At 62.7% G+C, this 25,978-nt stretch carries 21 protein-coding genes; 14 read left to right on the top strand and 7 right to left on the bottom strand.

Translation table 11 applies throughout. The features are described from left to right. The first annotated feature begins 231 nt into the window (after positions 1-231). Genes HGI46_RS12350 through HGI46_RS12365 form a run of 4 tightly spaced genes read left to right on the top strand, consistent with a single transcriptional unit; the run spans position 232 to position 2,743 of the window. Positions 232-693 carry a nuclear transport factor 2 family protein gene (locus HGI46_RS12350; protein ID WP_118075425.1) on the top strand — a complete coding sequence of 154 codons (462 nt, stop codon included), beginning with the start codon at positions 232-234 and terminating at the stop codon, positions 691-693. A 13-nt stretch (positions 694-706) separates the two neighbouring features. Next, the gene (locus HGI46_RS12355; RefSeq protein ID WP_206065696.1) at positions 707-1,276 is read left to right on the top strand and encodes a carboxymuconolactone decarboxylase family protein; all 570 of its coding nucleotides are present in this window, start codon (positions 707-709) and stop codon (positions 1,274-1,276) included. Further along, positions 1,273-2,049 carry an SDR family oxidoreductase gene (locus tag HGI46_RS12360; RefSeq protein WP_168904415.1) on the top strand — a complete coding sequence of 259 codons (777 nt, stop codon included), beginning with the start codon at positions 1,273-1,275 and terminating at the stop codon, positions 2,047-2,049. Before HGI46_RS12355 ends, HGI46_RS12360 begins: the two co-directional genes overlap by 4 nt. A 16-nt stretch (positions 2,050-2,065) precedes the next feature. Next, positions 2,066-2,743 carry an SDR family NAD(P)-dependent oxidoreductase gene (locus HGI46_RS12365; RefSeq protein WP_168904416.1) on the top strand — a complete coding sequence of 226 codons (678 nt, stop codon included), beginning with the start codon at positions 2,066-2,068 and terminating at the stop codon, positions 2,741-2,743. Between the two features lie 2 nt (positions 2,744-2,745). Here HGI46_RS12365 and HGI46_RS12370 read toward each other — a convergent pair whose 3' ends face one another. Both HGI46_RS12370 and HGI46_RS12375 read right to left on the bottom strand, forming a co-directional pair. Then, positions 2,746-3,210 carry a nuclear transport factor 2 family protein gene (locus tag HGI46_RS12370; RefSeq protein ID WP_118075427.1) on the bottom strand — a complete coding sequence of 155 codons (465 nt, stop codon included), beginning with the start codon at positions 3,208-3,210 and terminating at the stop codon, positions 2,746-2,748. A 14-nt stretch (positions 3,211-3,224) separates the two neighbouring features. Continuing rightward, positions 3,225-4,334, bottom strand: a complete 1,110-nt coding sequence (locus tag HGI46_RS12375) for a LuxR family transcriptional regulator (protein ID WP_168904417.1) — start codon at positions 4,332-4,334, stop codon at positions 3,225-3,227. Positions 4,335-4,441: 107 nt separating this feature from the next. Here HGI46_RS12375 and HGI46_RS12380 point away from each other — a divergent pair, with 107 nt between their 5' ends. From HGI46_RS12380 to HGI46_RS12405, 7 genes are all read left to right on the top strand, one after another. Then, positions 4,442-5,179: a 3'(2'),5'-bisphosphate nucleotidase CysQ gene (locus HGI46_RS12380; protein WP_168904484.1), complete on the top strand. Its 738-nt coding sequence runs from the start codon at positions 4,442-4,444 to the stop codon at positions 5,177-5,179. A gap of 61 nt (positions 5,180-5,240) precedes the next feature. Continuing rightward, positions 5,241-8,045: a DUF3857 domain-containing protein gene (locus HGI46_RS12385; protein ID WP_168904418.1), complete on the top strand. Its 2,805-nt coding sequence runs from the start codon at positions 5,241-5,243 to the stop codon at positions 8,043-8,045. Positions 8,046-8,062: 17 nt separating this feature from the next. Then, complete coding sequence (locus HGI46_RS21895) at positions 8,063-8,251, top strand: hypothetical protein (RefSeq protein ID WP_206065697.1); 189 nt, start codon at positions 8,063-8,065, stop codon at positions 8,249-8,251. A gap of 100 nt (positions 8,252-8,351) precedes the next feature. After that, complete coding sequence (locus HGI46_RS12390) at positions 8,352-10,733, top strand: TonB-dependent receptor (RefSeq protein WP_168904419.1); 2,382 nt, start codon at positions 8,352-8,354, stop codon at positions 10,731-10,733. Next, the gene (locus HGI46_RS12395) at positions 10,733-11,485 is read left to right on the top strand and encodes an SDR family NAD(P)-dependent oxidoreductase (protein WP_168904420.1); all 753 of its coding nucleotides are present in this window, start codon (positions 10,733-10,735) and stop codon (positions 11,483-11,485) included. The genes HGI46_RS12390 and HGI46_RS12395 overlap by 1 nt, the downstream gene beginning before the upstream one ends. Positions 11,486-11,489: 4 nt before the next feature. Continuing rightward, positions 11,490-12,575, top strand: coding sequence for a DUF1214 domain-containing protein (locus HGI46_RS12400; RefSeq protein ID WP_168904421.1), 1,086 nt, complete (start codon positions 11,490-11,492; stop codon positions 12,573-12,575). Positions 12,576-12,637: 62 nt separating this feature from the next. Continuing rightward, positions 12,638-13,450, top strand: a complete 813-nt coding sequence (locus HGI46_RS12405; RefSeq protein ID WP_240946729.1) for a dioxygenase — start codon at positions 12,638-12,640, stop codon at positions 13,448-13,450. Positions 13,451-13,518: 68 nt separating this feature from the next. On the opposite strand, the gene HGI46_RS12410 is transcribed toward HGI46_RS12405, so the two are convergent. Further along, a complete protein-coding gene (locus HGI46_RS12410) occupies positions 13,519-14,751 on the bottom strand; it encodes an SLC13 family permease (protein ID WP_168904422.1) in 1,233 nt (410 codons plus the stop codon). Between the two features lie 27 nt (positions 14,752-14,778). After that, positions 14,779-16,311, bottom strand: coding sequence for a malonyl-CoA synthase (locus tag HGI46_RS12415; RefSeq protein ID WP_240946730.1), 1,533 nt, complete (start codon positions 16,309-16,311; stop codon positions 14,779-14,781). A gap of 124 nt (positions 16,312-16,435) precedes the next feature. Between HGI46_RS12415 and HGI46_RS12420 the strand changes: the two genes are divergently transcribed. Together HGI46_RS12420 and HGI46_RS12425 are read left to right on the top strand one after the other, a co-directional pair. Continuing rightward, positions 16,436-17,092, top strand: coding sequence for a GntR family transcriptional regulator (locus tag HGI46_RS12420; RefSeq protein ID WP_240946731.1), 657 nt, complete (start codon positions 16,436-16,438; stop codon positions 17,090-17,092). Between the two features lie 218 nt (positions 17,093-17,310). Further along, a complete protein-coding gene (locus HGI46_RS12425) occupies positions 17,311-19,566 on the top strand; it encodes a TonB-dependent receptor (protein WP_168904423.1) in 2,256 nt (751 codons plus the stop codon). Between the two features lie 144 nt (positions 19,567-19,710). Here the strand turns inward: HGI46_RS12425 and HGI46_RS12430 are convergent, their stop codons facing one another. The 3 genes from HGI46_RS12430 to HGI46_RS12440 all read right to left on the bottom strand — a co-directional run bounded on the left by HGI46_RS12430 (position 19,711) and on the right by HGI46_RS12440 (position 24,400). Next, positions 19,711-20,481: an SDR family oxidoreductase gene (locus HGI46_RS12430; protein WP_168904424.1), complete on the bottom strand. Its 771-nt coding sequence runs from the start codon at positions 20,479-20,481 to the stop codon at positions 19,711-19,713. Between the two features lie 110 nt (positions 20,482-20,591). Further along, positions 20,592-22,238: an EAL domain-containing response regulator gene (locus HGI46_RS12435; protein WP_168904425.1), complete on the bottom strand. Its 1,647-nt coding sequence runs from the start codon at positions 22,236-22,238 to the stop codon at positions 20,592-20,594. Continuing rightward, the gene (locus HGI46_RS12440) at positions 22,238-24,400 is read right to left on the bottom strand and encodes a sensor histidine kinase (RefSeq protein ID WP_346766727.1); all 2,163 of its coding nucleotides are present in this window, start codon (positions 24,398-24,400) and stop codon (positions 22,238-22,240) included. Before HGI46_RS12440 ends, HGI46_RS12435 begins: the two co-directional genes overlap by 1 nt. A gap of 76 nt (positions 24,401-24,476) precedes the next feature. On the opposite strand from HGI46_RS12440, the gene HGI46_RS12445 reads away from it, so the two are divergent. Further along, complete coding sequence (locus tag HGI46_RS12445) at positions 24,477-25,967, top strand: ATP-binding protein (RefSeq protein ID WP_168904426.1); 1,491 nt, start codon at positions 24,477-24,479, stop codon at positions 25,965-25,967. The last annotated feature ends 11 nt before the right edge of the window (positions 25,968-25,978 follow it).

Here is a 25,978-nt window from a genome sequence, read left to right on the forward strand (position 1 = left end):
CACGGCTGCGATCTGCGGGGGTATGCTCCGGTGTGTCAGTTTCGTCGCAGGCGACTATCCTGATGATTCTTGCCACACCAGCCAGAGCAGCGGCAACTGCTATCCTCATGACTTCAAGCCAACTTGCGTAAAAAATTTGGACAAGTTCTGCGATAAGTGTGACGGTAAAGGTCAATAATAGGGCTGTTGCGCATGATTCGCAGCCTGGCATGGGGCAGAGAGGAAAGCGCTATGATGTCGCTTCAGGAAATCTCGGACAGGCTTGAAATCCAGGATCTCTTCGCGCGCTATTGCTTCGCGATCGACGAACGCGATTGGGACGCGCTTGACGGCGTATTCACGCCTGATGCGCGCATCGACTATTCCGAAACCGGGGGCGCCGCGGGGACCCTTGCGCAGATCAAGGCGTGGTTGCCGGTGGCGCTCGAGCGTTTCCCGATGTTCCAGCACATGGTGGCAACGACCAAGCTTGACCTTGACGGCGACGAAGCCAGAGCGCGCACAATCCTGTTCAATCCGATGGTTCATCGCAACACTGCTGGCGAGGAGCAGGTCTTCTTCATCGGCTTGTGGTATCGTGACAGGCTTGTCCGCACGCCCGATGGCTGGCGAATTGCCGAACGCCACGAGGACATGGGCTGGTCGCACAACGTGCCGCCGATGGCCGCCGTGCCCGAAATTCCTGATAACTGAGGAGTGTCTGCCGATGTTGCGCATTTCCGTGCCCACTGAGGAGGCTGGCGATCCCTATGGCTTTGCTGCGCGAACCCATGCGCGCGAAATCATGGCTGCGGCTGCCGGATTTTCCTCTGCGGTCTATCGCGAGACACGCCTTTCGATGCGCGAATTCGAGGCGGCGCGAATGCGCACGGCGCAGATCAACGGCTGCATGATCTGCCAGGACTTCCGCGCAGCCCGCGATGCCGAGCGCACGTTTTCGGTGGGCGGCGAGACACCCGAGCGACTGGTAACGGCAAATGGCCCGGCGCCTGACGAGGCATTCTATGCGGCGGTCGAGAACTGGCGGGAATCCGGGCTGTTTTCCGTGCGGGAACGGCTCGCCATGGCCTTTGCCGAACGCTTCGGCACGGATCCGCAAGGGCTGGCCGCTGACGAGGATTTCTGGACCGGGATGCACGAGGTCTTCAGCGATGGCGAGATCGTCGATCTGGCGCATTGCGTGGCGGCTTGGGTCGGCCTTGGCCGCGTGGCGCATGTTCTGGGGTTTGACACGGTGTGTCTCGCTAAAAATCCATCAAGCAAGGAATCGGCATGAGCGTGAGTGACGAGCGGCTGGGCGCACCAGGGACGGGCGTGGTGATTACCGGTGGGGCATCGGGCATCGGCCTGGCCGCGGCCCATGCGCTGGCCGAAGTGGGACGACCGGTGGCGCTATGGGACATCAATGCCGATGGCGCAAAAGCTGCGGCGGCCGACATCGCCGCGCGATATGGCGTTTCGGCTGTGGGGCAGGCGGTGGACTTGCGCAATCCACAGGCAGTTGCCCCTGCCGCAGCCGAGACGCGTGCTACGCTTGGCAGCATTGGCGGTATCGTCCACGGGGCAGGCACGGCGTTGCAAACCGGGATCGGCGGAGTCACACCCGAAAACTTCGACGCTGGAATGGCCCTCCACGTGCGCGCGGTGATCGAACTGGTGCAGGCCTTCCGCGATGACCTGAAGGCGCATCCGGGTGGTGCGGTGGTGGCGATATCCTCGATCAACGCATGGTTTGGCAACGGGATGATCCCGATCTACACGGCGGCCAAGGGTGCGGTCATATCGCTGGTGCGATCCATGGCGGACGAGCTTGCGCACGATGGCATCCGCATCAACGCGCTCAGCCCCGGCATGATCGACACGCCGATCCTTGGCGAGATGAGGGATGGGATGGCGCAGCTTTACGGACCGCGCATATTCCTCGGCAGGTTCGGCAAGCCGGAAGAAATCGCAACGACGATCCGCTTCCTCCTGTCTGATGAAGCAAGCTACATTACGGCGACTGAGATAGTGGTCGACGGTGGCATACGCCATTCGCAACGGCCCTGAAGGAGTTTTTGACACGATGCGTTCGGTAATCGTTACAGGGGGTTTCGGCGTGCTGGGGCGCGCGGTGGCGCAGGCGTTCCGCGATAATGGCGACAAGGTGGCGCGGATCGATTTCACGACTGCGGCGGCCGATGCAAACCCCGGCGGGCTCGACATCGGCGGGGTGGACCTGACCGATGCCGCAGCTGCAGCGACAGCGGTAGAGCAGGTCAAGGCGACCTTGGGCGGCATTGACGTGCTGGTCAATGTGGCGGGCGGTTTCGTGTGGCAGACGCTCGCCGATGGCGGACCGGAAACCTGGGCGAAAATGTTCGCAATGAACGCGACGACCTGCGTGACCATGACCAAGGCCGCGCTGCCGACGCTTACCGCGACGCCGGGCGCGGCGATCGTCAATATCGGTGCGGGCAGCGCGCTGGTGGCGGGCAGCGGGATGGGGGCTTATGCCGCCTCCAAGCAAGCCGTCCACAAGCTGACCGAGAGTCTTGCTGCTGAGCTCGCCGGCACTGACTGCACGGTCAATGCCGTACTGCCGAGCATCATCGACACGCCGGCCAACCGGGCCGACATGCCCGATGCCGACTTCTCGCAGTGGGTGCAGCCTGCATCTCTCGCCAAGGTGATCGTCTTCCTTGCATCGCCCGAAGCGCGGAACCTGAGCGGCGCGTTGATTCCGGTATCGCGCGGGGGCTGAACCTACACGCCCTGCAGGAGCGCGCGCGCTGCTTCCGCGCCATCGAGCAGGGCGTTTTCGCGGCGCACCGCACGCCAGCCTTGTGGGGTGCGCCGGAAAGTCCAGCGGTTGGCCGAAACACGGTGGACAACAAAGCTGCCCGCTTCGTGGCGCAGCACCAACGAATGACAGCGCGCAGTGGCGGCATCGCCTGCGACCGTGACAACAGCAGGGCCAAGGATGTGCGCGCAGCCATCGGCCATGAGCTGACGGTGGACCGGGCCATCGATCAGTGCGGCGATCTCAGAGTGTCCTCTGGCCGTGGCAAAACCGGTGACGACATATTCGCCGTCCTCGGTCCACAGTTCGGCAAGGGCACGGGCATCGCCACAATCTGCAAGTGGCCCATATCGCGCAATAAGCTCACGCACAGCTTCGCGATCTTCAAGAGCGGTGAGGCGGGCGGATAGATCAGGAACTTCCGTCATTGGTTCCGGCACTTTCAGGCGAAGGGGGTCAGGCCGCCGAGCACCTCGCGAACAAGGTCACCCTGTCCGCGCGTACCCGTCTTGGCATAGATGCGCTTGGAATAGTTCCGTGCGGTCTCGTCGGTCAGGCGCAGGGCACGCCCTGCTTCAATGATCGTCTCGCCACGGCTCAGCTTCTCGGCAAGCGCGGCCTCCCGATCCGAAAGTCCGTGCAATTCGCGCAGGATGCGGGTCCCCGCGCGCTCGTCTTCACGCACGGCCAGACGCAGCGTTCCGATCACGGCGGGGCGGGCGTGCGGTTCGGGCAGGACAAGGTCGCATTTGCGCAGGAGCATGTGCAGGTCACGCGCCGGGTCAAGCAGGACCGCGGTCGCTTCGATGCTACCTTCGGCGATTGCGCTGCAGGCCTTTTCAAGCGCGCCAGCAGCAGCGGGCAGAAGCTGCAGCCGGCGTCCGCCGCGGGGATCGGGGGCAGGGGCGAAAGTCAGCATCCGCTCCGCTTGCGGGTCGGTTGCCATGACCCGCCCCCCGGCATCGAAAGCGAGCTGACCCGCGCCAAGCCGGGCGAGGGCGGCTTGTGCCATCGCGGTCTGCAGGCGCTGTTCGGCAAGCCCGGCAAGCGTGCGCAGCGAGGCGGCAAGGTGTGGGCCGATCGCCGCAAGGGTCGATACGGCAGCAGAGCTGAAATCCTCACGCTCGCGCACCAGCAGCAGCCAGGCGTCGGCCGCGCCGCCCGCGCTCACGCGGAGCCAGCGGCCATAGCGGATGCCCATTTCCGCCAGCGCGCCGCGCTGCAGGGCAAGGCGCGTGGGGTTGTCGAAATCCAACATCTCGTCGATGGCGTAGACGCGGCCTGGCCGCAGTTGACCATATGGGTGCAGGCCTAGTGCGTTGATGCGGCGGAAGTCGAGCTGCGGTTCGCGCACGGCGCGCGGCGCAGTAACGTGGATGACAGTGGGTTCCTGCGACAACATGGCATTAGCCAGGGTAATGATGAGAAACGCGCGGCGGGCATAGGTGCGCGCGACGAGGTTGCGCATGAAGGCACCCCACGGCGGCGTCTGGTGCACACCTTCGACAAGCGGCAGGAAAAGCTCCTGCTGATCCGTATGCGTAAAGGCCACCGTTTCCTCCCATATGGGAGCTTTGGTTTACGGGCGATGGTCTGAATTGCAAGCCGAGCCTGAGGGAGCCTCTCCGAATGACCGATGCCGTGACCGCTGCGCCTGCGATGACCGATGCGGAACTTGCCGCCCATCTTGCTGAAGTGGCGGGCAAGCTGCTGCTGACGGTGCGCGAAAGCGGTATGCTGAGCCTCAAGCAGCTGGGCAAGGCGGGTGACGCCACGGCCAACCAGTTCCTCGTTCACGCCTTGCGCGAACAGCGGCCGGAAGACGGCCTGCTTTCGGAAGAGGAAAAGGACAATCTCGACCGGCTGCAGTTCTCGCGCACTTGGATCGTCGACCCGGTCGATGGCACGCGCGAATATGGCGAGGCGCGAACTGACTGGGCGGTCCATGTCGGCCTGGCTATCGACGGTGTGGCAACGATTGGCGCGGTGGCACTGCCCGGCGCCGGCATTGTGCTGCGCACCGATCAACCGCGCCAGATTCCCCCGGCGCCCGAGCGTCTGCGCATGGTCGTCAGCCGCACGCGCCCGGCGCATGAAGCAGTGGCCGTGGCCGAAGCGATCGGGGCCGAACTTGTGCCGATGGGCAGCGCCGGGGCCAAGGCGATGGCCGTGATCTTGGGCGATGCCGACATCTACCTCCACTCCGGCGGTCAGTTTGAATGGGATAGCTGTGCGCCGGTCGCAGTGGCGCTGGCGCACGGCCTGCATTGCAGCCGCATCGACGGTAGCCCGCTGGTTTACAACCAGGCCGACACCTACATGCCCGACCTGCTGATCTGCCGGAAGGAACATGCCGAAATGGTGCTATCGCGCATAAAGGCTGTGCAGCCGGCTTGAACGGCAATTGCCAGCGTTACAAATAGAAGGCAGGTAATCCCCTCAATTTCAGGGGGTTTGCGTGCGCAATAGATTCGCGCTGTTCGTTGTCGGTCTTCTTGCCACTACTGCTCCGGCACTTGCTGGAGACAATGTCCTCTACGGCCCTGCTCCCAAATGGGCCGACGTGCGCGATTCGACAAGGATTGACACCGCAGCAAGCACCCCGATCGCTCTGCTGGACGTGCAACAGCGGATCGAGGGCGAAACGCTGCGGGTCTATGTCGACCAGGCCTTCAAGCTGGGTAGCCCGGAATCGCTGACGCAGAGCGGCACGAGTTCTGCCGTTTGGATGCCTGACAAGGGCGATCTGACGGTCCACCGCGTCGAGATCCTGCGTGCGGGCAAGGTGGTTGACGTGCTCAAGGGCGGCGCGCGCTATCAGGTGTTGCGGCGCGAACGCGGGCTGGAACAGCGCCAGATCGACGGCATGCTGACCGCGACCCTAGCCATTCCCGGCCTGCAGGTCGGGGACGTGCTGCGCATTGCCTATAGCCAGACCATGCGCGACAAGGCGCTGCAGGGGAAAGTGCAAATCGACAGCGGACTGTTGACCCTGCCGCTGGAGGCTGGTTTTGCGCGCACCAGCGTCTCCTGGCCCGAAGGCCTTGCCGTGAAATGGCAGGCAGGCCCTTCGGCGGGCAGTCCAACCGAGAGCATCAAGGACGGCTGGCACACTGTGAACGTGGCGCTGCCCTTGGCAAAGCGCGAGGAAATGCCGCAAGGCGCGCCATCGCGCTTTTCCCGGGCGCCCACGCTGGAAGCCACCACGTTCGGCAGCTGGGAAGAAGTCTCGAGGGTGTTCGCACCGCTCTATTCCACGAAGGACGCGATCGCTGCGGGCAGCCCGCTCGCAGCAGAAGTGGCGAAGATCGAGAAGCAGAGCGCTGACCCGCTGACCCGCGCTGCCTTGGCCACGCGGCTGGTGCAGGATCAGGTGAGCTACCTGCTGAACGGCATGGCGGGCGGGAACTACGTGCCGCAGGCCCCGTCGCTGACCTGGACTTCGCGCTACGGCGATTGCAAGGCCAAATCCCTGCTGCTGCTGTCCTTGCTGGAAGCCTTGGGCATCAAGGCCGAGGTCGTCGCCGTGAACAGCCAGACCGGCGATGCCGTGCCGGATTCACTGCCGATGCCGGCGGCATTCGATCATGTCATCGTGCGGGCCGAAATCGCCGGGACGACCTATTGGCTCGACGGCACGGCAACCGGCACGCGGCTGCAGACGCTGGCCGACGTCCCGCCGTTCCGTCATGCGCTGCCGATCCGGGCGGAAGGCGCGCCGCTCATGGCGATGGAACCGCGCGTGCCCCAAGCTGCGATGGCTTCGGTCAAGCTGACGATCGATCAGCGCGCCGGGGTCGAGATGCCGGCACTGATCTCGGCGACGTCCACTTTCGCGGGGATGCTGGGCAGCAACCTTGGTGCGGCGTTCGGACAGGCCAGCGAAGAACAGAAAAAGCAGATGATCAAATCCATCGGGGATTCGATCTTCAAGGATCTGACCGATGATGGCGGCATCATCACTGGAGGAACAACCGCGTTTGACAGCGAAACCGGAACGGCGACCGTAACGATCGAAGGCATGGTCATTTCCCTGTTTCAGGACCGTGACGGCACCAAGCGCATGGATATGCGTGGCCTGGGCAGTGCCAGCGCCGCGTTCGATTACGACCGCAGCCGGGCAAACTGGAAAGCGATTCCGGTGAACCTTGGCCGCGCCGAACGGGTGCGCGAGGAAATGGAAGTTCTGCTTCCGGCTGACGAGCCGGGCTTCAAGTTGGGCGGGAAAGCCGACTACGAGGCAACATTCGCTGGCACGACCGTTACCCGCAAGGGCGCGCTCGAAGGCCAGCGCTTCAGCGTCAGCGAAGAGCGCGCGTCGCTTGGTGGTGAACTGCCTGCGGCGGAAATCCCTGTCGAAAAGGCAAAGGCACTGCGCCTGCGCAACACGGTCCCCTTCCTTGTTGCCCCCTCCACCGCAGCACGCGCATGGCGTTATCAGCAGCCTTCGCTCAAGGCGCGCATTGCGCCGATTGAGGCGGCCTATGAAAAGGCGCTGGCGCGGGAAACCGGGGATGCACAAAGCGACCCACTGGCGCGCCGCGCCGATTTGCGGGAATCGGTTTACGATCTGGCGGGCGCGCTGTCCGATTGGGACAAGGTCATTGCGATGGCGCCCGATGCCTGGACCTTTGGCAGGCGGGCCTTCACCAAGCGGCAGATGGGGCGTTGGACCGATGCGATCGCGGATCACCGCGAGGCATTGAAGCTGGCGCCGTCGGTGTCCAATGCCATCTCGCTTGCAGGGGCGCTTGGACGTGAAGGCAAGACCGACGAAGCCTTGGCCCTGTTGACCGAATACGACGACATGGGTGACGAGCATACCGGCATCGTCCTGACCCGTGCAGACATCCTTGCCTATGCAGGGAAGGGTGCCGATGGTCTGAAAGAGGTCGACGCGCTGATCGAGGAAAAGCCGGGAGACACGTCGCTGCTCAATGCAGCGTGCTGGTATCGGGCGCGCTTCCGGGTGGATGCCGACCGCACGATCGAGGTGTGCAATCAGGCGGTAGAGCGCGCATCCAATGCTGCTGCCGTGCTGGACAGCCGGGCACTGGCCTGGGTGGCGCAAGGCAATCTGCAGAACGCGCTGGCCGACGTCGAATCCGCTCTGAAGATCTCGCCGTCGCAACTGGCGTCGCTCTATCTCAGGGCGTGGATCGGCAATGCCATGGGCAAGCCCGAAGCGAAGGCCGACCTTGCCTACTTCCGCAAGGTCACGCCCGGTCTGGTGCAGGATTACGCGCGCTACGGATTGAAGTAACGCACAAGTCCAAGCGAGTGCCGCGCAATGCTGACGCGGCACTGGCGTGCCTGCCTTTCTCGATGAAGACGGAACTGCCGCTGCGTGGCGCGGCGTGGCGCGGCGTGGCGCGTCGTCGCGCGTTCACCGGGGACAAGCCCGGCAATGCAAAGATGCGCGCTTTGCGCAACACTCGCCATGCAATGCGACGCATTCATCCGATATAATGAGTTTTCAGTTGTCATCCTCGCTACATATGCGTAGCTTAAGTCCGAATTGATTGCGCGAAAGCGCATCGGAAAGTATCCTGGAGAGGGAGAGGACATCGTGAGGAAACTGCTCGCCGCTACGGCATTGAGCTCGCTCGCCTTTGTTGCAGCACCGGCATTCGCGCAGGCCACGCCGCAAGAATCTGCGCAGGACTCCGCTGCCCAGAATGACGCCGGCATCGGTGAGATCGTCGTTACCGCGCAGAAGCGGGCCGAGAACATCCAGAACGTGCCGATCGCCATCTCGGCCGTGAGCAGCCAGTTCCTCGAGACGCGCGGCATCACCTCGATCGACAGCCTCGGCTCGATCGCCCCGAACGTGAAGTTCGAACGCGCGCCTTCGAACAAGACGATCTCGCAGATCGCCATCCGCGGGTCGGTGACGATCAACCCGGCCGTGACCTGGGAGCCGGCTGTCGGCCTCTACTTGGGCGGCGTTTACATCGCCAAGGCGCAAGGCTCGATCTTCGACGTTGCCGACCTGGAGCGCGTCGAAATCCTGCGCGGTCCGCAGGGCACGCTTTATGGCCGCAACGCGCTGGCCGGTGCCGTCAATCTCGTACCCAAGGCGCCGAGCGGCGAACTGGGGGTCAAGGGCGAGCTGACCTATGGAAACTATGACTACTGGAAGGGCCGCGCCGTCATCGACCTTCCGGCAATGGGGCCGTTCTCGCTCAAGCTTTCGGGCCAGATCCAGAAGCGTGACGGCTTCATCAGGCTGACGCCCAACCCTTATCCGCAGGCGGTTGCCGCTGGCTCGGCACGGACGGGCCGCACCAACGATCTCGACGGCAAGAGCGGCATGGTCCAGCTGCGCTTCAAGCCTGAAGGCAGCAACTTCACCGCCGACTACATGTTCGACTATTCGAAGTTCGACCAGCGCCCGGACTATGCGCAGCTTGTCCGCGTCAACCGCAATGGCCGGCCCGAGGACATCTTCGATCCCAACTCACCAGGCTATGCCTTCGGCGGCGCGTTCTTCCCGCTGAACCTCTATGACCGGGCCGACCGCCAATCGACCGCGTCGCTCGATGCCAATCCCCTATACGAACGTTCGCGCACTTACGGTCACGCGCTGACCCTTGCGCTCGATCTCGGCGGAGCGACGGTCAAGTCGATCACCGCTTATCGCAACCTCAAGTGGGCAGACTCGCTTGACCTCGATGGTTCGCCCCTGCCGGTGGCGCTGACCCAGCGTGATACCAGCTTCCACAGCTGGAGCCAGGAACTGCAGGTGTCCGGACAGACGCTGAGTGACAAGTTCAAGTACGTGGCAGGCGTATTCTATTATAAGGAAAAGGCCGAAACGCTTGGGCCGCAAAGCTTCTTCGGCGGCGGTGCGTCCTACCAGTCCGACTACGGATCGAACACCGAGGCGTTCGCCGTATTCGCGCAGGTCGATTACGACATCACTGATGCCCTCAAGCTGACCCTGGGTGGACGCTACACGCACGAGAAGAAGGACGTGCGCCGCTTCCTGCGGGTGAACTTCGACGCAGCGAACAACATTTTCGCGCCGACCGTGGTGGCAAACATCCCCTATGGCGGCGTCCCTGATGCCACCTTCAACAGGTTCAATCCGGCAATCACGCTGGCCTATCAGGCTAACGAGAACATCAACCTTTACGCTCGCTTCGCACAAGGGTTCAAGTCAGGCGGCTTCAACGGCGAGACCAACGATTTCCGCGCGCCGACCGCAGCCTGCCCCACCGGCGCGATCGAACTGTGCAATCCCTATCGCCCGGAAACGGTCGACAGCTACGAAGTCGGCATCAAGACCAAGCTGGCCGACGGCAAGGTGATCTTCAACGTCGCCGGCTTCTGGGACGAGCACAAGGACATCCAGCTTTCGGTGTTCACGGCAAATGGCGCGGCTGCTTCCGTCGTCAAGAACGCGGCGGCCGCACGCATCCGTGGCCTCGAGATCGAAACAGTGATCCGCCCGGTCGACGTGCTGACGATCAATGGATCGCTCGCTTTCCTCGATCCCAAGTACAAGAGCTACATCGAGGCCGTGAACGGCGTTGACACCAACGTCGCCAACAACCGCGCCTTCCCGCACACTCCCAAGACCACGGCAGCCGCCGGCGTCGATCTTCGCGTGGCGCAGGGAGACTGGGGCCGTTTGAACGTCAATGGCGATATCAATTACGTCTCCAGCTATTACACCTTCCCCTATGCACTGGTGACGCCGAATGCCTCGGCGCAGAACGCCAACAACACTCGCTCGAAGGGCCGCACGATCGTCAATCTGCGCGCGGCGGTTTCGGAAGTGCCGCTGGGTGGGGCGAAGGCCGAACTTGCGCTGTGGGTCAAGAACCTGACCAAGGAAAGCGATCCCTCCAACTTCATCGACTTCGGCCCGGGTTTCGGCGGCCTCACAGTCGGATACTTCCCCGATCCGCGCACTTACGGCCTGACGCTGGGAGTGAGGTTCTGATGCTCTTCGCCGGGAAAAAGGCGCTGGTGACAGGCGCGGCCTCAGGCATAGGTCGCGCCACGGCCATCCGCTTCGCCGCCGAGGGTGCATCGCTGACCATCGGTGACCGCAACATTGCCGGGCTTGAGGACACGGCAGGGATGATTGCCGCCGCTGGCCACACTGCGCCGGTGGTGCAAGCCTATGACGCTACAGACTATGTCTCATGCCGCGCGCTGGTGGACACTGCCGCACGCGACGGGCTCGACATCGTCTGCAACATCGCCGGACTGCTGAAGTGGGGGCGCTCCGAAACCTTCGCTGCCGAGGACTTCGACCTGCTGATGCACGTCAACGCCACCAGCGTTTTCGTGATTTGCCAGGCGGCGATGCCGCATCTGCTCAAGTCGAAGGGCAACATCGTAAACACCGCGTCGACCGCAGCGCTGCAGGGCCAGCCCTACAATGCGGCCTATTCGGCCTCAAAGCACGCGGTGGCAGCGATCACCAAGGGCCTCGCAATCGAATACGCGTCCGCGGGTGTGCGCATCAATGCGATCTGCCCCGGGCACGTGATCACGCCAATGACCGAGAACACGCCTCCGCCCGAAGGCGTGGACTGGGCGCTGATGATGCGCAACGCGCCCAAGTTGCTCGATGGCTCGTGCGCGCCGGAAGACATCGCGGAAATGTTCGCGTTCCTTGCCAGCGACAAGGCGCGCAAGATCACCGGATCGCTCTTCACTGTGGACGGTGGACAACTGGCAGGATGAAAGCATGACGGACACTTCCGCCGAAGTCGGCAACCTGAACCATGTCTGGCGCAGGTTCTGCAATGAACTGGCTGAGGCGGGGGAGGTCTTGGCGCGGCCGTCGAGCCCCACCAACGCGCTGGATCAGGCAGAAGGCCTGCGTTACCTCAGCCGCCTTGCCCGTACCGCGCTCAACATGCTGGTCGACAGCGCGGACCCGGATTTTCCGCGCCTGTTCCTGTTGTGCGACGACAAGATCAAGATCGGCGCCGACAACCCCGACAACCTCTACCAGCAGTGCGTGGTGCGGGGCGATCGTACCTACCGCATCACCGGCAAGCGCAATACGGTCCCCTACTTCTCGATCGGCAGCAAGGCCAACCGCTATGCCATCGACGGGACGATGGCTTCGACTGGCGAGATCGAATTCGCGCAGATGGAGTTCGGGCCTGACGGCACCTTCGAGATCGTGGTCAGCCGCGATCCGCAGCCGGGCAACTGGCTGCCGATGGCAGACGACACCACCTTGCTGATCGTGCGCCAGACCTTTGACGACAAGCAGACGCAGACCCCTGCCAACATCAAGGTGGAGCGGATCAGTGATGGTCCGACAGCGCCCGCGCTGCTCACGCCCGAATTGATCGAACAGCAACTCATGGCCTCTGCCGCATGGGCGCGGGGCACGGCCAATACCTTCGCCAACTGGTCGGAATGGTTCAAGGCGCATCCCAACCAGTTCTACGATGCGCCGCAGGAGATCTTCTGGAAGGCGGGCGGCGATCCCAATATCTGGTACGGCCACTTCTACTTCGACCTGCAGCCGGGCGAGGCGCTGGTGATCGAAACTCCCGTGCCCGATTGCCGGATGTGGAACGTCCAGATCGACAACTGGTGGATGGAATCGCTCGATCACGTGCACCAGAAGGTCTGGCTCAACAATTCGATGGCCAAGCTGGAGGCGGACGGCAGCGTGGTTGTGGTTTGTGCCGAGCGCGATCCAGGCTTCGGAAACTGGGTCGATCTAGCTGGGCACAGATCAGGCACGGGACTGTGGCGCTGGTTCAACGCGGCCCACAATGTCGTGCCCAGAATGCGCGTGGTAAAGCTTTGACAGTCTTGCCGGACGTTACGGAAAGGCCCATCTGAACGGCCAGACCACCCCGGGAATGAGCCTTGACCGAAACGACTGAACGTCTGCCGACCTTCTTCCTCAACCATGGCGGTGGACCTTGGCCGTGGATGGATGGCCCTATGCGCCGGGGCTATGATCAGCTTGAGGCTTCGCTTCAGGCCATTATTCCCTCGCTCGGCACCATGCCCAAGGCAATTCTCGTCGTCTCGGCACATTGGGAAGAGGCGGTGCCGCACGTCTCGACCAGCGCCGCACCGCCGATGCTCTACGATTACTACGGCTTTCCAGAGCACACATACCACATCCGCTATGCCGCGCCGGGCAGCCCGGAACTGGCGGCGCGGGTGCAGGATCTGCTTCTGGCGGGCGGCATGGACTGTCGCGAGGACAGCGAGCGGGGCTTTGACCATGGCACCTTTTCGATGATGCAGCCTATCCGGCCCGAGGCTGACATTCCGATTGTCCAGCTTTCGGTCCTCACCAGCTTTGACGCTGCCGAACACATCGCGATGGGCCGCATCCTTGCCCCCCTGCGCGAAGAGGGGGTGCTCGTGCTGGGGTCCGGTCTGTCATATCACAACCTGCGCGCTTTCGGAGCGCAGGGGAGAGCGGCGTCACATGCCTTCGATCGCTGGTTGCGCGAAAGCCTTGTGGGCTTCGAGGGCAATCAGGGAGCAAGAGCGCTGGAGCGGTGGATGGATGCGCCTGCAGCCATGCAGGCTCATCCGCGGCCTGAGCACCTGCTACCGCTTATGGTCATCGCCGGATCGGCCGAGGTAGATTCTTGCAGCGTCCAGTTTCATCAGGACGACTTCTTCGGTGGCCTTGCCGTGACCAGTTTCAGGTTTGGCTAGAGCGTTTTCGAACCGGATGGAATCATCTTGTGGCTCGGAAAACGCGGTAAGACAGGAGTCCGGAGTGTTCAAAGCCCCGGCAGCCCGACGAAGGCGGCCCACGCCAATAGTGGTCCGACGCCGACGACGATCGCTGCATAGACCAACAGCTTGCGCAGAACTGCAGGGCGATCCTCTTCGGGTGCGTTCCCGACGATCAGCGCGCCATTTGTCGAAAACGGCGAAGTGTCGACGATAGTGTTGGCAATGCAGATAGCTGCAACAACGGGCATCACGGCGATGTGCCCGCCCGCCAGAATGGGCAGGCTGAGCGGAATGATGACCCCCAGCAGTGCTGTCGACGACGCAAAGGCCGAGACCACGCCCGCAAGATAGCACAGCAGGAGAACGGCAAGGCTGGCTGATCCGACCTGTCCGATCATGACGCTGATCGCATCGAGCGTGCCGAGCCGGTCAAGCAGGGTCACGTAAATCACAATTCCCGAAATCAGCAGGATAGTGGACCAGTCAACCTGTTTGAGCGCGCCCTGCTGCGTGCTCGGCGCAACCATCGCGAGCGCGAGGATGACCATGAGCGCCATGAAGCCGATCTCGACCTTGAACAGCAGTGCGCCGATGGCGAGGGCCAGCAGGCCGACTAGCGTCCAGGCCCCGTCACGATCGAGCGCCGGCACATCGACATGGCCCTCATGGTTCGTGCCTGCCACCGCCTCGCGCCGGGCATAGAACAGCCAGACCATGAGGGCCATTGCGGCGTTGAAGGCCGCGCTGGCGATGAAAAGATACTGCGGGTCAGGCTCGATCCCGCTGCCGGTGAGTACCTTTGCGGCGATGCCGCCATAGATCGAGATGGGCGAGAAGCTTCCTGCCTGAGCGCCATGGACCACGAGCAGGCCCATCATAAGCGGTGAAAAGCCGTGGCTGCGCGAAAAGCGCATGGCGATCGGAGCGACAATGGCAACCGCAGCCGGCCCGACCGCGCCAAGCGCTGTCAGCACGCCGGCAACTAGGAACACCAGCAGCGGCAACAGCGCAGTATGGCCGCCGAGCAGGCCGGCTGCGCGCGCCACAAGCCAGTCTATCGCGCCATTACGGCTGGCGATTCCGAACAGATAAGTGATGCCGAGCAGGGTCAGGAACAGGTCAGCCGGAAAGCCCGCCAGCACCTCTTTCACCGGAAGTCCGGCAACGAACACGCCCAGCGCCAAGGCAGCGGCAAAGCCGATCAGCCCCATGTTCACCGGCAACCACACTGCCGCCACAAAGATCGCGACCAGAATCGCGATCGACAGGATCAACATCGTCTCTTCCCCTCCCACACGCTCGCGCTAGTTGGCGAAGAGTGCGGCATGTTCCTGTCTTAGCAGTGCCTTCTGCACCTTGCCCATGGTATTGCGTGGCAGTTCATCGACAAACACGACCGCGCGTGGCTGCTTGAAGCGGGCCAGCCTATCTGCCAGTGCAGCAATCACCGCATCGGCATCGAGCGCTGGATCGGTTGCCTTGACCACCGCGACCACGGCCTCGCCCATATCGGCATGGGGCACGCCGATCACCGCACTTTCGGCAATTCCGGGGATCTCGTCCAGAGCGGCTTCGACTTCCGCCGGGTAGATATTGAAGCCGCCCGCGATGATCAGATCCTTGGCGCGGCCCACGATGTGCACATAGCCTTCCGGGTCGATGTAGCCGAGGTCGCCGGTGATGAAGTAGCCATCGTTACGGAATTCCTCGGCCGTCTTCTCCGGCATTTGCCAATAGCCGCGAAAGACGTTGGGACCCTTGACCTCGATTACGCCAATTTCGCCCTGCGGCAATGCGCCTCCGCTTTCGGGCTGGGCGATGCGCAAGCTGACGCCCGGCAACGGGTACCCGACGCTCCCCGGTTTGCGCTGGCCGTCGTAGGGGTTGGAAGTGTTCATGTTGGTTTCGGTCATGCCATAGCGTTCCAGGATCGCTTGCCCGGTAAGCGCAGCGAAGTCCTTGTGAACCTCTGCGGAAAGAGGCGCAGAACCCGAAATGAACAGGCGCATATGGCTGGCAAGCTCGCGCGTGAAACCGGCATGGCCCAGCAACCGCGAAAAGAACGTCGGCACCCCCATAAGCACGCTTGCCCTCGGCATCAGCCTGACGAGTTCGTCAGCATCAAATCGCGGCAGGAAGATGATCGCCGAACCCGCCGCGATGGTGACATTGGTTGCCACAAACAGCCCGTGCGTATGGAAAATTGGCAGGGCATGCAGCAATCTGTCAGCGCTGGTAAAGCGCCAGTAATCGCGCAGAGTCAGCGCGTTGGTGGCAAGGTTGGCATGGCTCAGCATTGCCCCCTTGCTGCGCCCGGTTGTGCCGGACGTATAAAGGATTGCAGCGAGGTCGTTTGCTCGCGGAATGTGACGCGCGGTAACCTCAGGTGCGCCCGCCGCCGCTTCGACCAACGTTCCGCCGGTGCCTTCGGCGTCGAGCGTCAGCAGCGCAGGCACGCCCAGTTCGCTGCATAGTTCGGACATGGAAGGTTCGTCTGCAGTGCGGCAAAGAACAAGCGCTGGACGCGCATCCCCGAGGAAGTAGCGCAGTTCGCCGATCGTATACGCAGTGTTGAGTGGCAGATAGACTGCTCCCACATGCAGCGCGGCCAGCCAGGTGAGCAACGCCATCTGCGATTTCTCGATCTGGACCGCCACCCGGTCACCCGGCTTCACGCCCTGCGCGCGAAATGCGTGGGCAATCTGCGCAGCGCGAAATGCGGCGCCGCGGTAGCTTAACTCGGCACCATCCGGACCAATCAGGAAGGGGGCGTCCGGTCGAGATTCGCAATGGTCCAGAAACAGGCTGAGGATGTCGTGCGGGGCACCGTGCGGCAAGTTGACATGTCCTTGAGAAGAACTCGGGAACTGGTTGTTTCCGGAGTGTGTGTATGCAAGAAGCCAATAATCACACTATCGGGCATGCATCAATATGATTTCCGAGAACGAACACGCCTCCGGAATGCTCCGTTCAGAACGCATCCGCCTCGCACTTGCGGACGAGATCACAAGCGGCATGCTGGCGCCCGGCACGCAACTTGACGAGCAGCAGCTCGGAGACCGCTTCGGCGCGTCGCGCACGCCGGTCCGGGAGGCCCTGCGCCAACTTGCCGCCGAGGGACTGGTGGAAATGCGGCCGCGGCGCGGCGCTGTCGTGGCCGCGATGACGGCGGAGCGGGTGTTCGAGATGTTCGAGCTTTCGGCCGAGATCGAAGCGCTGTGCGTGCGGCTTGCCGCATGGCGGATGACCCCGCTTGAACGGAGTGCACTGCGGAAAATCCACGAAGAATCCGCCATTCTGGTGGAGAATGGCGACGTGGACGAGTACGATCGGCTAAACTGGCGCTTCCACGATGCAATATACGAGGGGACGCACAACGCCTTCATCGTGGAGCAGGCGAAACTCCTTCGGGAGCGGATGGCGGCCTTTCGTCGGGCTCAGTTACGCCAGGGTGGGCGACCCGCCCGGTCCCGGCACGAACATGGCGAACTGGTCGAGGCCGTAATGCGAGGAGATGGTGAGGAAGCCTCGAAATTGATGCGTGCGCATATGTTCAATGCCTCGAACGCGCTCGAAGGATACGCTCGCCTGTTCACAGGGCGCGACGCACAAGGCTAACCGCTCACCCCTCAAAAAGGCCAGTCGATACGCCGACAATTTTGGCTTGCGCTGTCAGATCAAGTATGCAAGGCAGAGGGCATAACGACCGCGCGCATACATTGCAGCGGCGGAGAGGGATGCCGGAACCAAGCCGCTCGGACGAACTGTCGGGTCCGGCACCACCTCTGCTGACAGCGCTGTCGATAAGGGTGCAGGTTTCAAGAGGGAGGATTACGATGAGAAAACTGCAATTCGCGTGCCTGGCATCGGCACTGTCTTTGGCGGCCACGTCCGTTTACGCTCAGGATGCGAGCGAAGCGCCTGCGGACGGTGACATCGTCGTCACTGCGAACCGCACGTCATCGCTGCTGTCAAAGACCCCAATCGCAATGACCGCTGTTGGAGGTGACGACCTCATAGCTTCAGGCATCACCAACCCGACCCAGCTTGAAGAAAGCGTGCCCAACCTGTCGATCGTGCGCGGCAACGGCCTGCAGATCACCATTCGCGGCGTGACCAGCACCGACGGCACCGAGAAGGGCGATCCCTCGGCAGCATTCATGGTCAACGGCGTATATCTGGCGCGTCCGCAGGCGCAGGAAGTCTCGTTCTTCGACATCGAGCGCGTCGAAGTCCTCCGCGGTCCGCAGGGCACGCTCTATGGCCGCAACTCGACAGCTGGCGTCGTCAACATTCTGACGGTCCAGCCCAAGTTCGAATTTGGCGCACGCGCCGACGTTTCGTACGGCAATTTCAACGCCCTCAATGGCACTGCCGTGGTCAATATACCGGCTGGCGAAACGATTGCCTTTCGCGTGGCCGCAAACATCGACCAGCGTGACAGCTATCTCATCGATGGCGCGCCGAACGACGGCGTAACGCTCAACAAGTTCAAGGATAACAAGTCGGTCCGCCTGTCAGCCCTGTTCAAGCCAACGCCGGACCTCAGCCTCCTGCTCGTCGGCGATTACAGCAAGGTCAAGGGCAACCCGACCAACGGCGTGCCTACCACCCAGTTCTACAGCAACATCACCAGCGGCGGTCGCCAGAATTTCAGCGCCCCAACCTATCTTGGCGCTGACCCAGACGTGGCCCGCACGCTGAGCCGCACGCAGGCCCAGCAGGCCTTCCGCGACAACGAGGAAAAAGGCGTGATGGGCGAGCTCAACTACACGATGGGCAACGTCACACTCACCTACCTCGGTTCTTACCGTGAATCGGAACGCCGCGAATTCAGCAACGCGGCCAATGGCGCGTTCTCGGCGGATTTTGCCGGTTCCTACTGGCAGACCTCGCAGGAAGTGCGCCTTGCCTATGGCGGCGACGGTCCGCTGCAGGCGCAGGTCGGCGGCTATTACTTCAAGGAAAAGTCCGGCATCGCCTTCTTCCTGAACAACCTGCTCGGCCCCAACACGCGCTTCGGCTTCCCGCAGGACCCGACCATTGCCGAAAACAAATCGGTCTTCGGGCAAGCCACCTATGAAATCGCTCCTGACCTCAAGATCACCGGCGGCGTGCGCTATTCGCACGATCTCAAGTCGCGCGTGGGCAACACTGTCGTCGACTTCTACGACCGCATCGGCACGTCCTACAGTATCGGCAACTTCATTCGCCGCCAGATCAACCAGAACAACGATGCCAAGCGCACGTTCAGCCGCGTGACCTGGCGCGCTGGCGTTGATTACGACACGTCCCTCGGCCTCATCTTCGCGTCCGTATCCACGGGTTACAAGGCCGGTGGCTTCAACGATGGCTGCGAGACTCCGCCCGCCGGGCAGCCCAATCCGCAGAACTGTCAGTTGCCCGCGAATGCGCTCTACTATGATCCGGAAACGCTGACCGCCTACGAAGCGGGCTTCAAGTTCCGCTTCAGCCCGGCATTCCGCCTCAACGGCACGATCTTCCACTATGACTACGCAGGCCTGCAGCTTTCGCAGCTGTCCGACATCTGCGGTGGGCCGTGCCAGGTTACGACCAACGCTGCGAAGGCTAAGGTTGATGGCGTGGAGCTTGATGCCCAGATCCAGCCTTCGGATCGCTTTACCGTCAGGCTGGCACTGAACTGGCTCGATGCCCGCTATGACGAATATGCTCCTGCTTACAACGATACTTCGGTCACGCCGAATGTACGCCGCTCGGTGAATTTCGCCGGTCGTGCGCTGAATCGCAGCCCGAAGTGGAGCTGGGTTGCCGGGGCGAACTATGTCCTGCCGGTGGGCGAAGGGCGCATCGTGTTCGACGCGCAGACAGCGGCCCGCAGCCGCTATGAAGTGACCGACCTCGCCAACTTCGCTTACTTCTACCAGCCGGCGGCAACGAAGACTGACGTGTCCGTCACATACAACGCGCCGCAAGACCGCTTCTACTTCGCTGCATTCGCTGAAAACCTCGAGAACAACCTAGTGGTTACTGGCGCTACTACCGGCCTGTTCGGTGCGGTCACTTTCGCCGATCCGCGCATTTATGGTGTACGCGCCGGCGTGAAGTTCTGACCAGAAAGTTCCTTCGCCGACCGGCATGAGGGCAAGTCGGCAAGCGGGCGGGCGGGGTCATTTGGCCTCGCCCGTTCGCCTGTTATGATTACGTCACAAGCAGATGCTGCAACCATGCGCTGCAGCATCCGTGGCAAAACCTTTTCAGCTTTCCAACCGCGGCTCCACCTGGATCAGCGAAACGGCTGCGCGGCGGGGCTGCGTCAGCATGAAGTGCGTGGCGACCGCAATGTCTTCGGCCCGGAGCATCTTTTCAGCATTGATTGCATCACGCTGCTCCTGATCGGAGTACTCGGGATACTGGAAATCAGCGCCGGTCAGCCCGGGCTCGATCAGACCGACCTTGATGTCCTTGGGAGCCATCTCCTCCCGGAAAGCGGCGGCAAACCCCTGAACGCCAGACTTTGCCGCGACATAGACCGAACTTCCCTTGCCGCGTGACACTGCCGACATCGATCCGATCAACACGACATCGCCACCCTTGCTCATCCGTCGCGCCGCTTCGCGTGATGCGATCACATAGGCCACCAGGTCGGTTTCCAGTTGATAGCGCAGGTCCTCTTCGTTGACCTCCATCGGTGTCTGGGCCGGCACCGCAGCATTGATGATCGCAACATCGATCGCACCGCCCAACGATGCGTCAGCAGCGCTCCAGAACCGGCGCATTCCCTCGGGACGGGCGAGATCTAATGCAACACCATCACCTTTACCAACCTCGTTGATGCGCTTGAGCGCGTCGGCAAGGTGCTGCTCGTCGCGCCCGCAGACGAAGACAGAAGCGCCCTCGCCAGCCAGCAGGATCGCGATCGCACGGCCAATTCCTGTTGTGCCACCTGTAACAACCACACGCTTGCCATCGAGCCTCGGTTGCTCGGTGTGCGCATCGTCGAGATTTGGTGCGCTGTGGCCCGCCATGAAATTCTCCGCGTAGGTCGCGCCGGCAAAGTGCCGGGCGTTTGCAGGAGAATTGCTTGAGAGCGACGTTGGTTTCCCCGATCAACCGGCTTTAGCCAGCGTCCATCGCATCAGCGCGATGGCCATGCCTGCAACAGACGACAATACTCGTCGAAACGGAGCGGCTTCGAGATTACAAAACCCTGCAACGTGTTACAGTCGTTCTCTGTCAACCAGCGCCGCTGTGACTCCAGCTCGACACCTTCGGCTACCGTTTCCAGGCCCAGCATCTTCGCCAGACCGATAATGCCAAGCACGATCTTCTGGTCAGGACCGGATTCGGCGACGCGCTGCACGAAGCTGCGATCGATCTTGATCGTATCCACGGTACAGGCCTGCAAGTGGGCGAGCGAGGAATAGCCCGTGCCGAAATCGTCCAGAGCAACGGCGATGCCGCGAGCGTGCAGGGCCTTGACGATGGAATCGGCCTGTCGCGTATCGGCGATGACCGAAGTTTCGGTAACTTCGACCTCAAGCAGGTGCTCGCTCGCACCATAATCGGCAAAAATGCGTGAGATCCTGGCGGGCAAATCAGGGGTGAATTCGGATGCGCCGATGTTGACTGCGAGCCGCGAGGGAAGATTCTTCTTCACAAGCGCAAGTTGCGCAACGGCTGCTTCGCGCAGGACCCAGTCGGTCAGATGCGAGAGCAAACCGGCGCGTTCCACTACGGGTATGAACGTCGCCGGAGAGAGATGTCCAAGCAGCGGGCTTTCCCAGCGGACCAGCACCTCGGCAGATAGCGGACGTCCGCTTTCCGCGCAAACCTTGGGTTGATAGCAGACATGTAGCTGGCCCTGTTGCAACGCCGTTATCAGTTCGGCACGGATCGAGCTGGCGAGCCGCATGTCCGACATGGCTGCGCCTTCGAGCTGCAGCAGCTTCCCACCGCCCTCGCGCCGCAGAAGCCTGGCGGCTTCCAACAGCCGTTCCAGGAGAAGCTCCCCGGACGTTGCATTGCCGATCTCTGCCGTCACTGCCGAAAGGGAAAGACGTGCACGCACCCAGGTCATGGACTGGCTATCGCGAACCTTGAGTTCGACCAGCGGTTGCAGAGCCTGTTCGATGGTGGCCAGACTACTACCGATCACGCCCCACGCGTGGCCGTGCAACTTGTGGACTTCAAGACCGGCCCGCCTTGCCATCCTGTCGATCAGGGTCTGGATCCGGCTTTCGCCGCGTCCTTCGAACCTGCTCGCCAATTCGGGCTGGCTGTCGATCTTCACCACCGCCACCGCTTCGCCCGGTCTGGCGCGGACAAGGCGCGCGAGGAACATCGCCCGTCCGTTCCTGTCGGGTTCTTCCCGGGCTGCGGCATGGCGCTGGGCGGCATTCTGCAGATGGCTTTCGACCGTGGCGATCAGCAGGTCATAGTCCACCGGCTTGACCAGGTAGTCATCCGCTCCCGCGCGCCGCCCCGAGATCATCGTCGTGCGATCGTTGAACGCGGTGAGAAACACGAACGGCACCAGCGACTGGGCATTGCGGCGCGCCCGCAGGGTTTCAAGGAGCTCGATGCCCGTCATTCCCGGCATCTGCACGTCGCAAAGCACCAGGTCGGGCAGTGCTTCGTCCATCCGCGCAAGTGCGGCCTCGGCGTTCTCGGCCTTGTCGATCTGGAAACCGTGCTCGGCCAGTTCCTCGGCGATGTCGCGCAAGATTTCCGGTTCGTCCTCGACACAGAGAACGCGGAAGTCCCGGGGTGAAAATGCGCTCATCACGCTGCCTCCCAGAATTCGGTGGTCGTGGTCGTGGCCAGCGGCAGACTGGCGGTAACCACCGTGCCTTCACCCGGCACGGACTGGATATCGAGCAGCCCGCCGTTGGCGTCGATCAGGCTGTTGGCAAGATAGAGGCCGGTCCCGGCGCCCGGGACGGCCGTACTGTTCGATCCGCGATAAAAGCGTTCACGCACCAGCGGCAGTTCTTCCGCAGGGATGCCGGGGCCTTCGTCATGGACAGAAATGCTGCAACGCCCTTCATGAATTCGCGCCTCAACCCAGACCTTGTTTTCAACGGGCGAGAAGCGACAGGCGTTCTCGATGATGGCGACCAGCGCCGAGTGGATCAGCTGGCGGTCGATGAACAAAGGCGCACGCTCGACCTCGCCGTCGAGCCGGATTTCGATGTCGCGTTCGCCGCCCGCCGAAGCAACCGCTTCGCGCAGCATGCTGCCCAGCGCTACCGCAGCGGGACGGCACGTTGTCTGCCCTTCCTCCATGCGCACCAGTTGCAGCGCACTTTCCATCACATCCCGTATGCGCGAAACAGCGCGGCGGATCATGTCGGATCGTTCGACGACGGTATCTTCGGTAAGGCGTGTCGCCCGCCGTTTCAGAATCTGGCCGCTGCTATCGATCACGGTGAGCGGCGTGCGGAACTCGTGGCTGAGGATGTTGATGAAGCGGCGCTGGCCGGTGGTGATGCGGCGTTCGGTATCATACGAACGACGCACTTCGGCTTCCTGGGCCACGATCCGATGATGCGCTTCGCCAAGCTTCTGGCCCATTTCCACCAAACGGCCTGAAAGGTTGTCGACTTCGCTCACGCCGAACTTTGGCGCGGTCTGGTTGTATTCGCCTGCACCGATCCGGTCCATGAGTTGCTCCACTTCGCGCAAGGGCCGGGCCAGGCGCCGGCTCATCGCCCGCGCGCGCCAGACGAGGAAGGCGAAGAACACCACGTAAAAGGCGAGCAGGATCAGCAGCATGATGACACCCACCGTGATCAGTTGGTCATGCAGCGAATTGGCGTCGGCGAGGATCTGCGAGGCCGGCGCCAGCACTACCAGCGTCCAGCCTGGGCCAACGACCCGGGCATTGGTCGCCAGCATGTCCCGGTCGCCCAGCATGACGTGGCTTATCCTGGAGGAGCCACTGCCGACCGCCTGCGCAAGTGCCTTCAGCTCGGGTCGGCGGGTGATGTTGAACTGGTCGGGCTTGAACGTATCGGACCGTATTGCATCGGCGTACTTGTGGTCCTTGAGTTCGGTCAGCCCAAGATCCTTTTCGCCAGCCGGGGGGAGGGCGAGGATGGTTCCGTCTCGCCCCACCAGCATCGCGTAGCCCTGCCAGGGCAGGTTGAGCGAGAGGATGCGGCTGACCACGGTATCGAGCGTCATGTCGATCCCCACGACGCCCTCCAGCCGCTTCTCGCTGTATACCGGCGCAATCGCCGAAACCATCCAGCCCGAACCGGCCGGATCGACATAAGCATCGGTCCATACGACCTTGCGCTGCGGGTTATGCCGGGCATCCGCCTCGTAATAGAAGTTGTACGTGGGGATGTTCATCTTCGGCGCATACTGGGTCAGCACATCGAAGTAGGGGTAGATGCGGTTGTAGCTGTCCCAGGTGTTGAGATAGACCTGCCTCACCAGCGGCGATGCCGCCTTGATGTGGCGCATCGTGTGATCAAGCCGGACCGTTCGCCAGACCTTGTCGATCTCTTGAGGCCCAACCCGATGAAAGCCGCTGTAGAAGGCGGCCACTTCGTCGGGCTTGCCTCGTGTAGTGTGGAACACGCCGTCCGAGCCGACGTGATACCGTGCCTTTTCGGATGATGGCGGATCGTAGGGCGTCGCCAGCGCTTCGCCAGCCTCCGCGCCCAGCAGGCGGGTCATTCCTTCGACACCACCGAGAGTGGCGGTGATGTTTGCCGATTCACGCGCAGCAATGTCGGTCAGGTACTTCTCCGAGACCGCCGTCACCGTGGCGACGTTCTGCTGGTAAGTGAAATTGCCGGTCGCCCAGTAGCTAAGCAGGAAGCCCAGTTCGATCAGGCACAGCGGTATGACAGCGGTGCGCAGATAGGACGCGCCGAGCCAGCGGGCCAGCGTGGTCTGCTTACCTTCACCTTTTCGTGCGAGTCCTGCGAACACCCGTTGTTCCTTGCTGACCTGCCGTATATCCTTGGAAATACTAAATTTAGATTGTCAGCTCTAAGCAGAATCCCATATGCGAGCGCACAGACACAGGGCGGACGAGCAATCCTCTCGCCAGGCAGCCGGCCTGCCGCCCGGCCACGGTCCGGCCTTGTGCCTGCTCGCGCTGGTCGAGCGTGCAGTGTGGATCTACGATTTCGACAAGGCACGCATGGTCTGGGCCAATCCCGCAGGTTTGCGCTTCTGGCGGGCCGAATCTGTCGACGCGCTTCGTGCCCGGGATCTGAACCCTACAGCGCTGGGAACGGCGGAGCGGCTGGAGAACCTGCGCCTTGCGCTGGCAAGAGGCGAGGTGCGCAACGAGCGCTGGACCTTCTATCCGCAAGGGCAGCCGTTCCAGCGCGACTGCCGCCTCCATGGCGTGGCGCTCGAAGACGGGCGCCTGGGGCTGCTGGTCGACGCCGCCGATGCACCCATGCAGGTAGCCGACAGCTCGTTCGAGACCCGCGCGATCGAGGCGGTGCGGCAATCGCCGCTGATGATCTCGCTGCTGGGCGAAGGCGGGCAGTGGCTGATGCACAACCCGGCCGCTGAAGCGCTAATCAACCGGCTGCAGGGCACCAATCTGCCGGGGCTGGACAATTTCGCCACGTTGTTTGCCCATCCCGACGAGGCGGTTTCCCTGCGCGCGCGGGCGCTCGAAAGCGGCAGTGTCGAAGCGACCCTGCGCATGGCCGGCCCGTCCTTCCGCATGCATGAGGTAACGCTGCGCCGCCTGACCGATCCGGTGACCGGACGCCTGTCGCTGATGGTCAGTCAGGCCGACGTGACCCGCGCCTACCGCGCCGAGCGCCGCCTGCACAAGGCGCTGGCACGGGAACGCGCGATTGCCGAGACGCAGCGCCAGTTCCTCTCGGTCACCAGCCACGATTTCCGCACGCCGCTCAGCGTGATCGACGGTTCGGCGCGCCGTATCGCCCGTCTCGCGGAGCCCGGCAGCGTAATTGCCGAACGCGCGGAAACGATCCGCGATACCGCGCGCCGCATGACCGAGGCAGTGGATCGCACGCTCGGCTGGGCCTCGATCGAGGAAGGCCGCGTCGATTTCCAGCCTGAGCGAGCGAACGTCAGGCCTATGGTGGAACGCGCCCTGCTCGGCCAGCGCTCGGTCCATCCGCACCGCCCGTTCGTGGCCGAGCTTGACGATGTGCCCGACCTGATGCTCGACCAGGTTCTGGTACTGCGCGTGCTCGACAACCTGATCGGCAACGCGATCAAGTATTCGCCCGAAGAACAGCCGGTTCGGGTGCGCTGCTTCGCCCGCAACGGTGAGGTCCTGATTTCGGTCAGCGATGAGGGGATCGGCATTCCCTCCGACGAGCTGTCAAAGCTCTTCACCCGCTTCTTTCGCTCGAGCAACGCCCGCCGTTTCAAGGGCAGCGGTGTGGGCCTGCACGCCGCACGGTTCTACATGGAACTCCACGGCGGACGAATTTCGGTGAAGTCGGCCGAGGGCAAGGGCTCGACGTTCACGCTGGCGTTTCCGGTGCCGGCCAAAGGTTAGGCAGTAGCCGC

This window comes from Novosphingobium sp. ERW19 (assembly GCF_012641315.1).
Classification (GTDB): domain Bacteria; phylum Pseudomonadota; class Alphaproteobacteria; order Sphingomonadales; family Sphingomonadaceae; genus Novosphingobium.

Bases quoted from the DNA above. Each gene is read 5' to 3' on its own strand.
- HGI46_RS12350 (WP_118075425.1), top strand. From the start codon at position 232: ATGATGTCGCTTCAGGAAATCTCGGACAGGCTTGAAATCCAGGATCTC.
- HGI46_RS12355 (WP_206065696.1), top strand. From the start codon at position 707: ATGTTGCGCATTTCCGTGCCCACTGAGGAGGCTGGCGATCCCTATGGC.
- HGI46_RS12360 (WP_168904415.1), top strand. From the start codon at position 1,273: ATGAGCGTGAGTGACGAGCGGCTGGGCGCACCAGGGACGGGCGTGGTG.
- HGI46_RS12365 (WP_168904416.1), top strand. From the start codon at position 2,066: ATGCGTTCGGTAATCGTTACAGGGGGTTTCGGCGTGCTGGGGCGCGCG.
- HGI46_RS12370 (WP_118075427.1), bottom strand. From the start codon at position 3,210: ATGACGGAAGTTCCTGATCTATCCGCCCGCCTCACCGCTCTTGAAGAT.
- HGI46_RS12380 (WP_168904484.1), top strand. From the start codon at position 4,442: ATGACCGATGCGGAACTTGCCGCCCATCTTGCTGAAGTGGCGGGCAAG.
- HGI46_RS12395 (WP_168904420.1), top strand. From the start codon at position 10,733: ATGCTCTTCGCCGGGAAAAAGGCGCTGGTGACAGGCGCGGCCTCAGGC.
- HGI46_RS12400 (WP_168904421.1), top strand. From the start codon at position 11,490: ATGACGGACACTTCCGCCGAAGTCGGCAACCTGAACCATGTCTGGCGC.
- HGI46_RS12410 (WP_168904422.1), bottom strand. From the start codon at position 14,751: ATGTTGATCCTGTCGATCGCGATTCTGGTCGCGATCTTTGTGGCGGCA.
- HGI46_RS12420 (WP_240946731.1), top strand. From the start codon at position 16,436: ATGCTCCGTTCAGAACGCATCCGCCTCGCACTTGCGGACGAGATCACA.
- HGI46_RS12425 (WP_168904423.1), top strand. From the start codon at position 17,311: ATGAGAAAACTGCAATTCGCGTGCCTGGCATCGGCACTGTCTTTGGCG.
- HGI46_RS12430 (WP_168904424.1), bottom strand. From the start codon at position 20,481: ATGGCGGGCCACAGCGCACCAAATCTCGACGATGCGCACACCGAGCAA.
- HGI46_RS12435 (WP_168904425.1), bottom strand. From the start codon at position 22,238: ATGAGCGCATTTTCACCCCGGGACTTCCGCGTTCTCTGTGTCGAGGAC.
- HGI46_RS12445 (WP_168904426.1), top strand. From the start codon at position 24,477: ATGCGAGCGCACAGACACAGGGCGGACGAGCAATCCTCTCGCCAGGCA.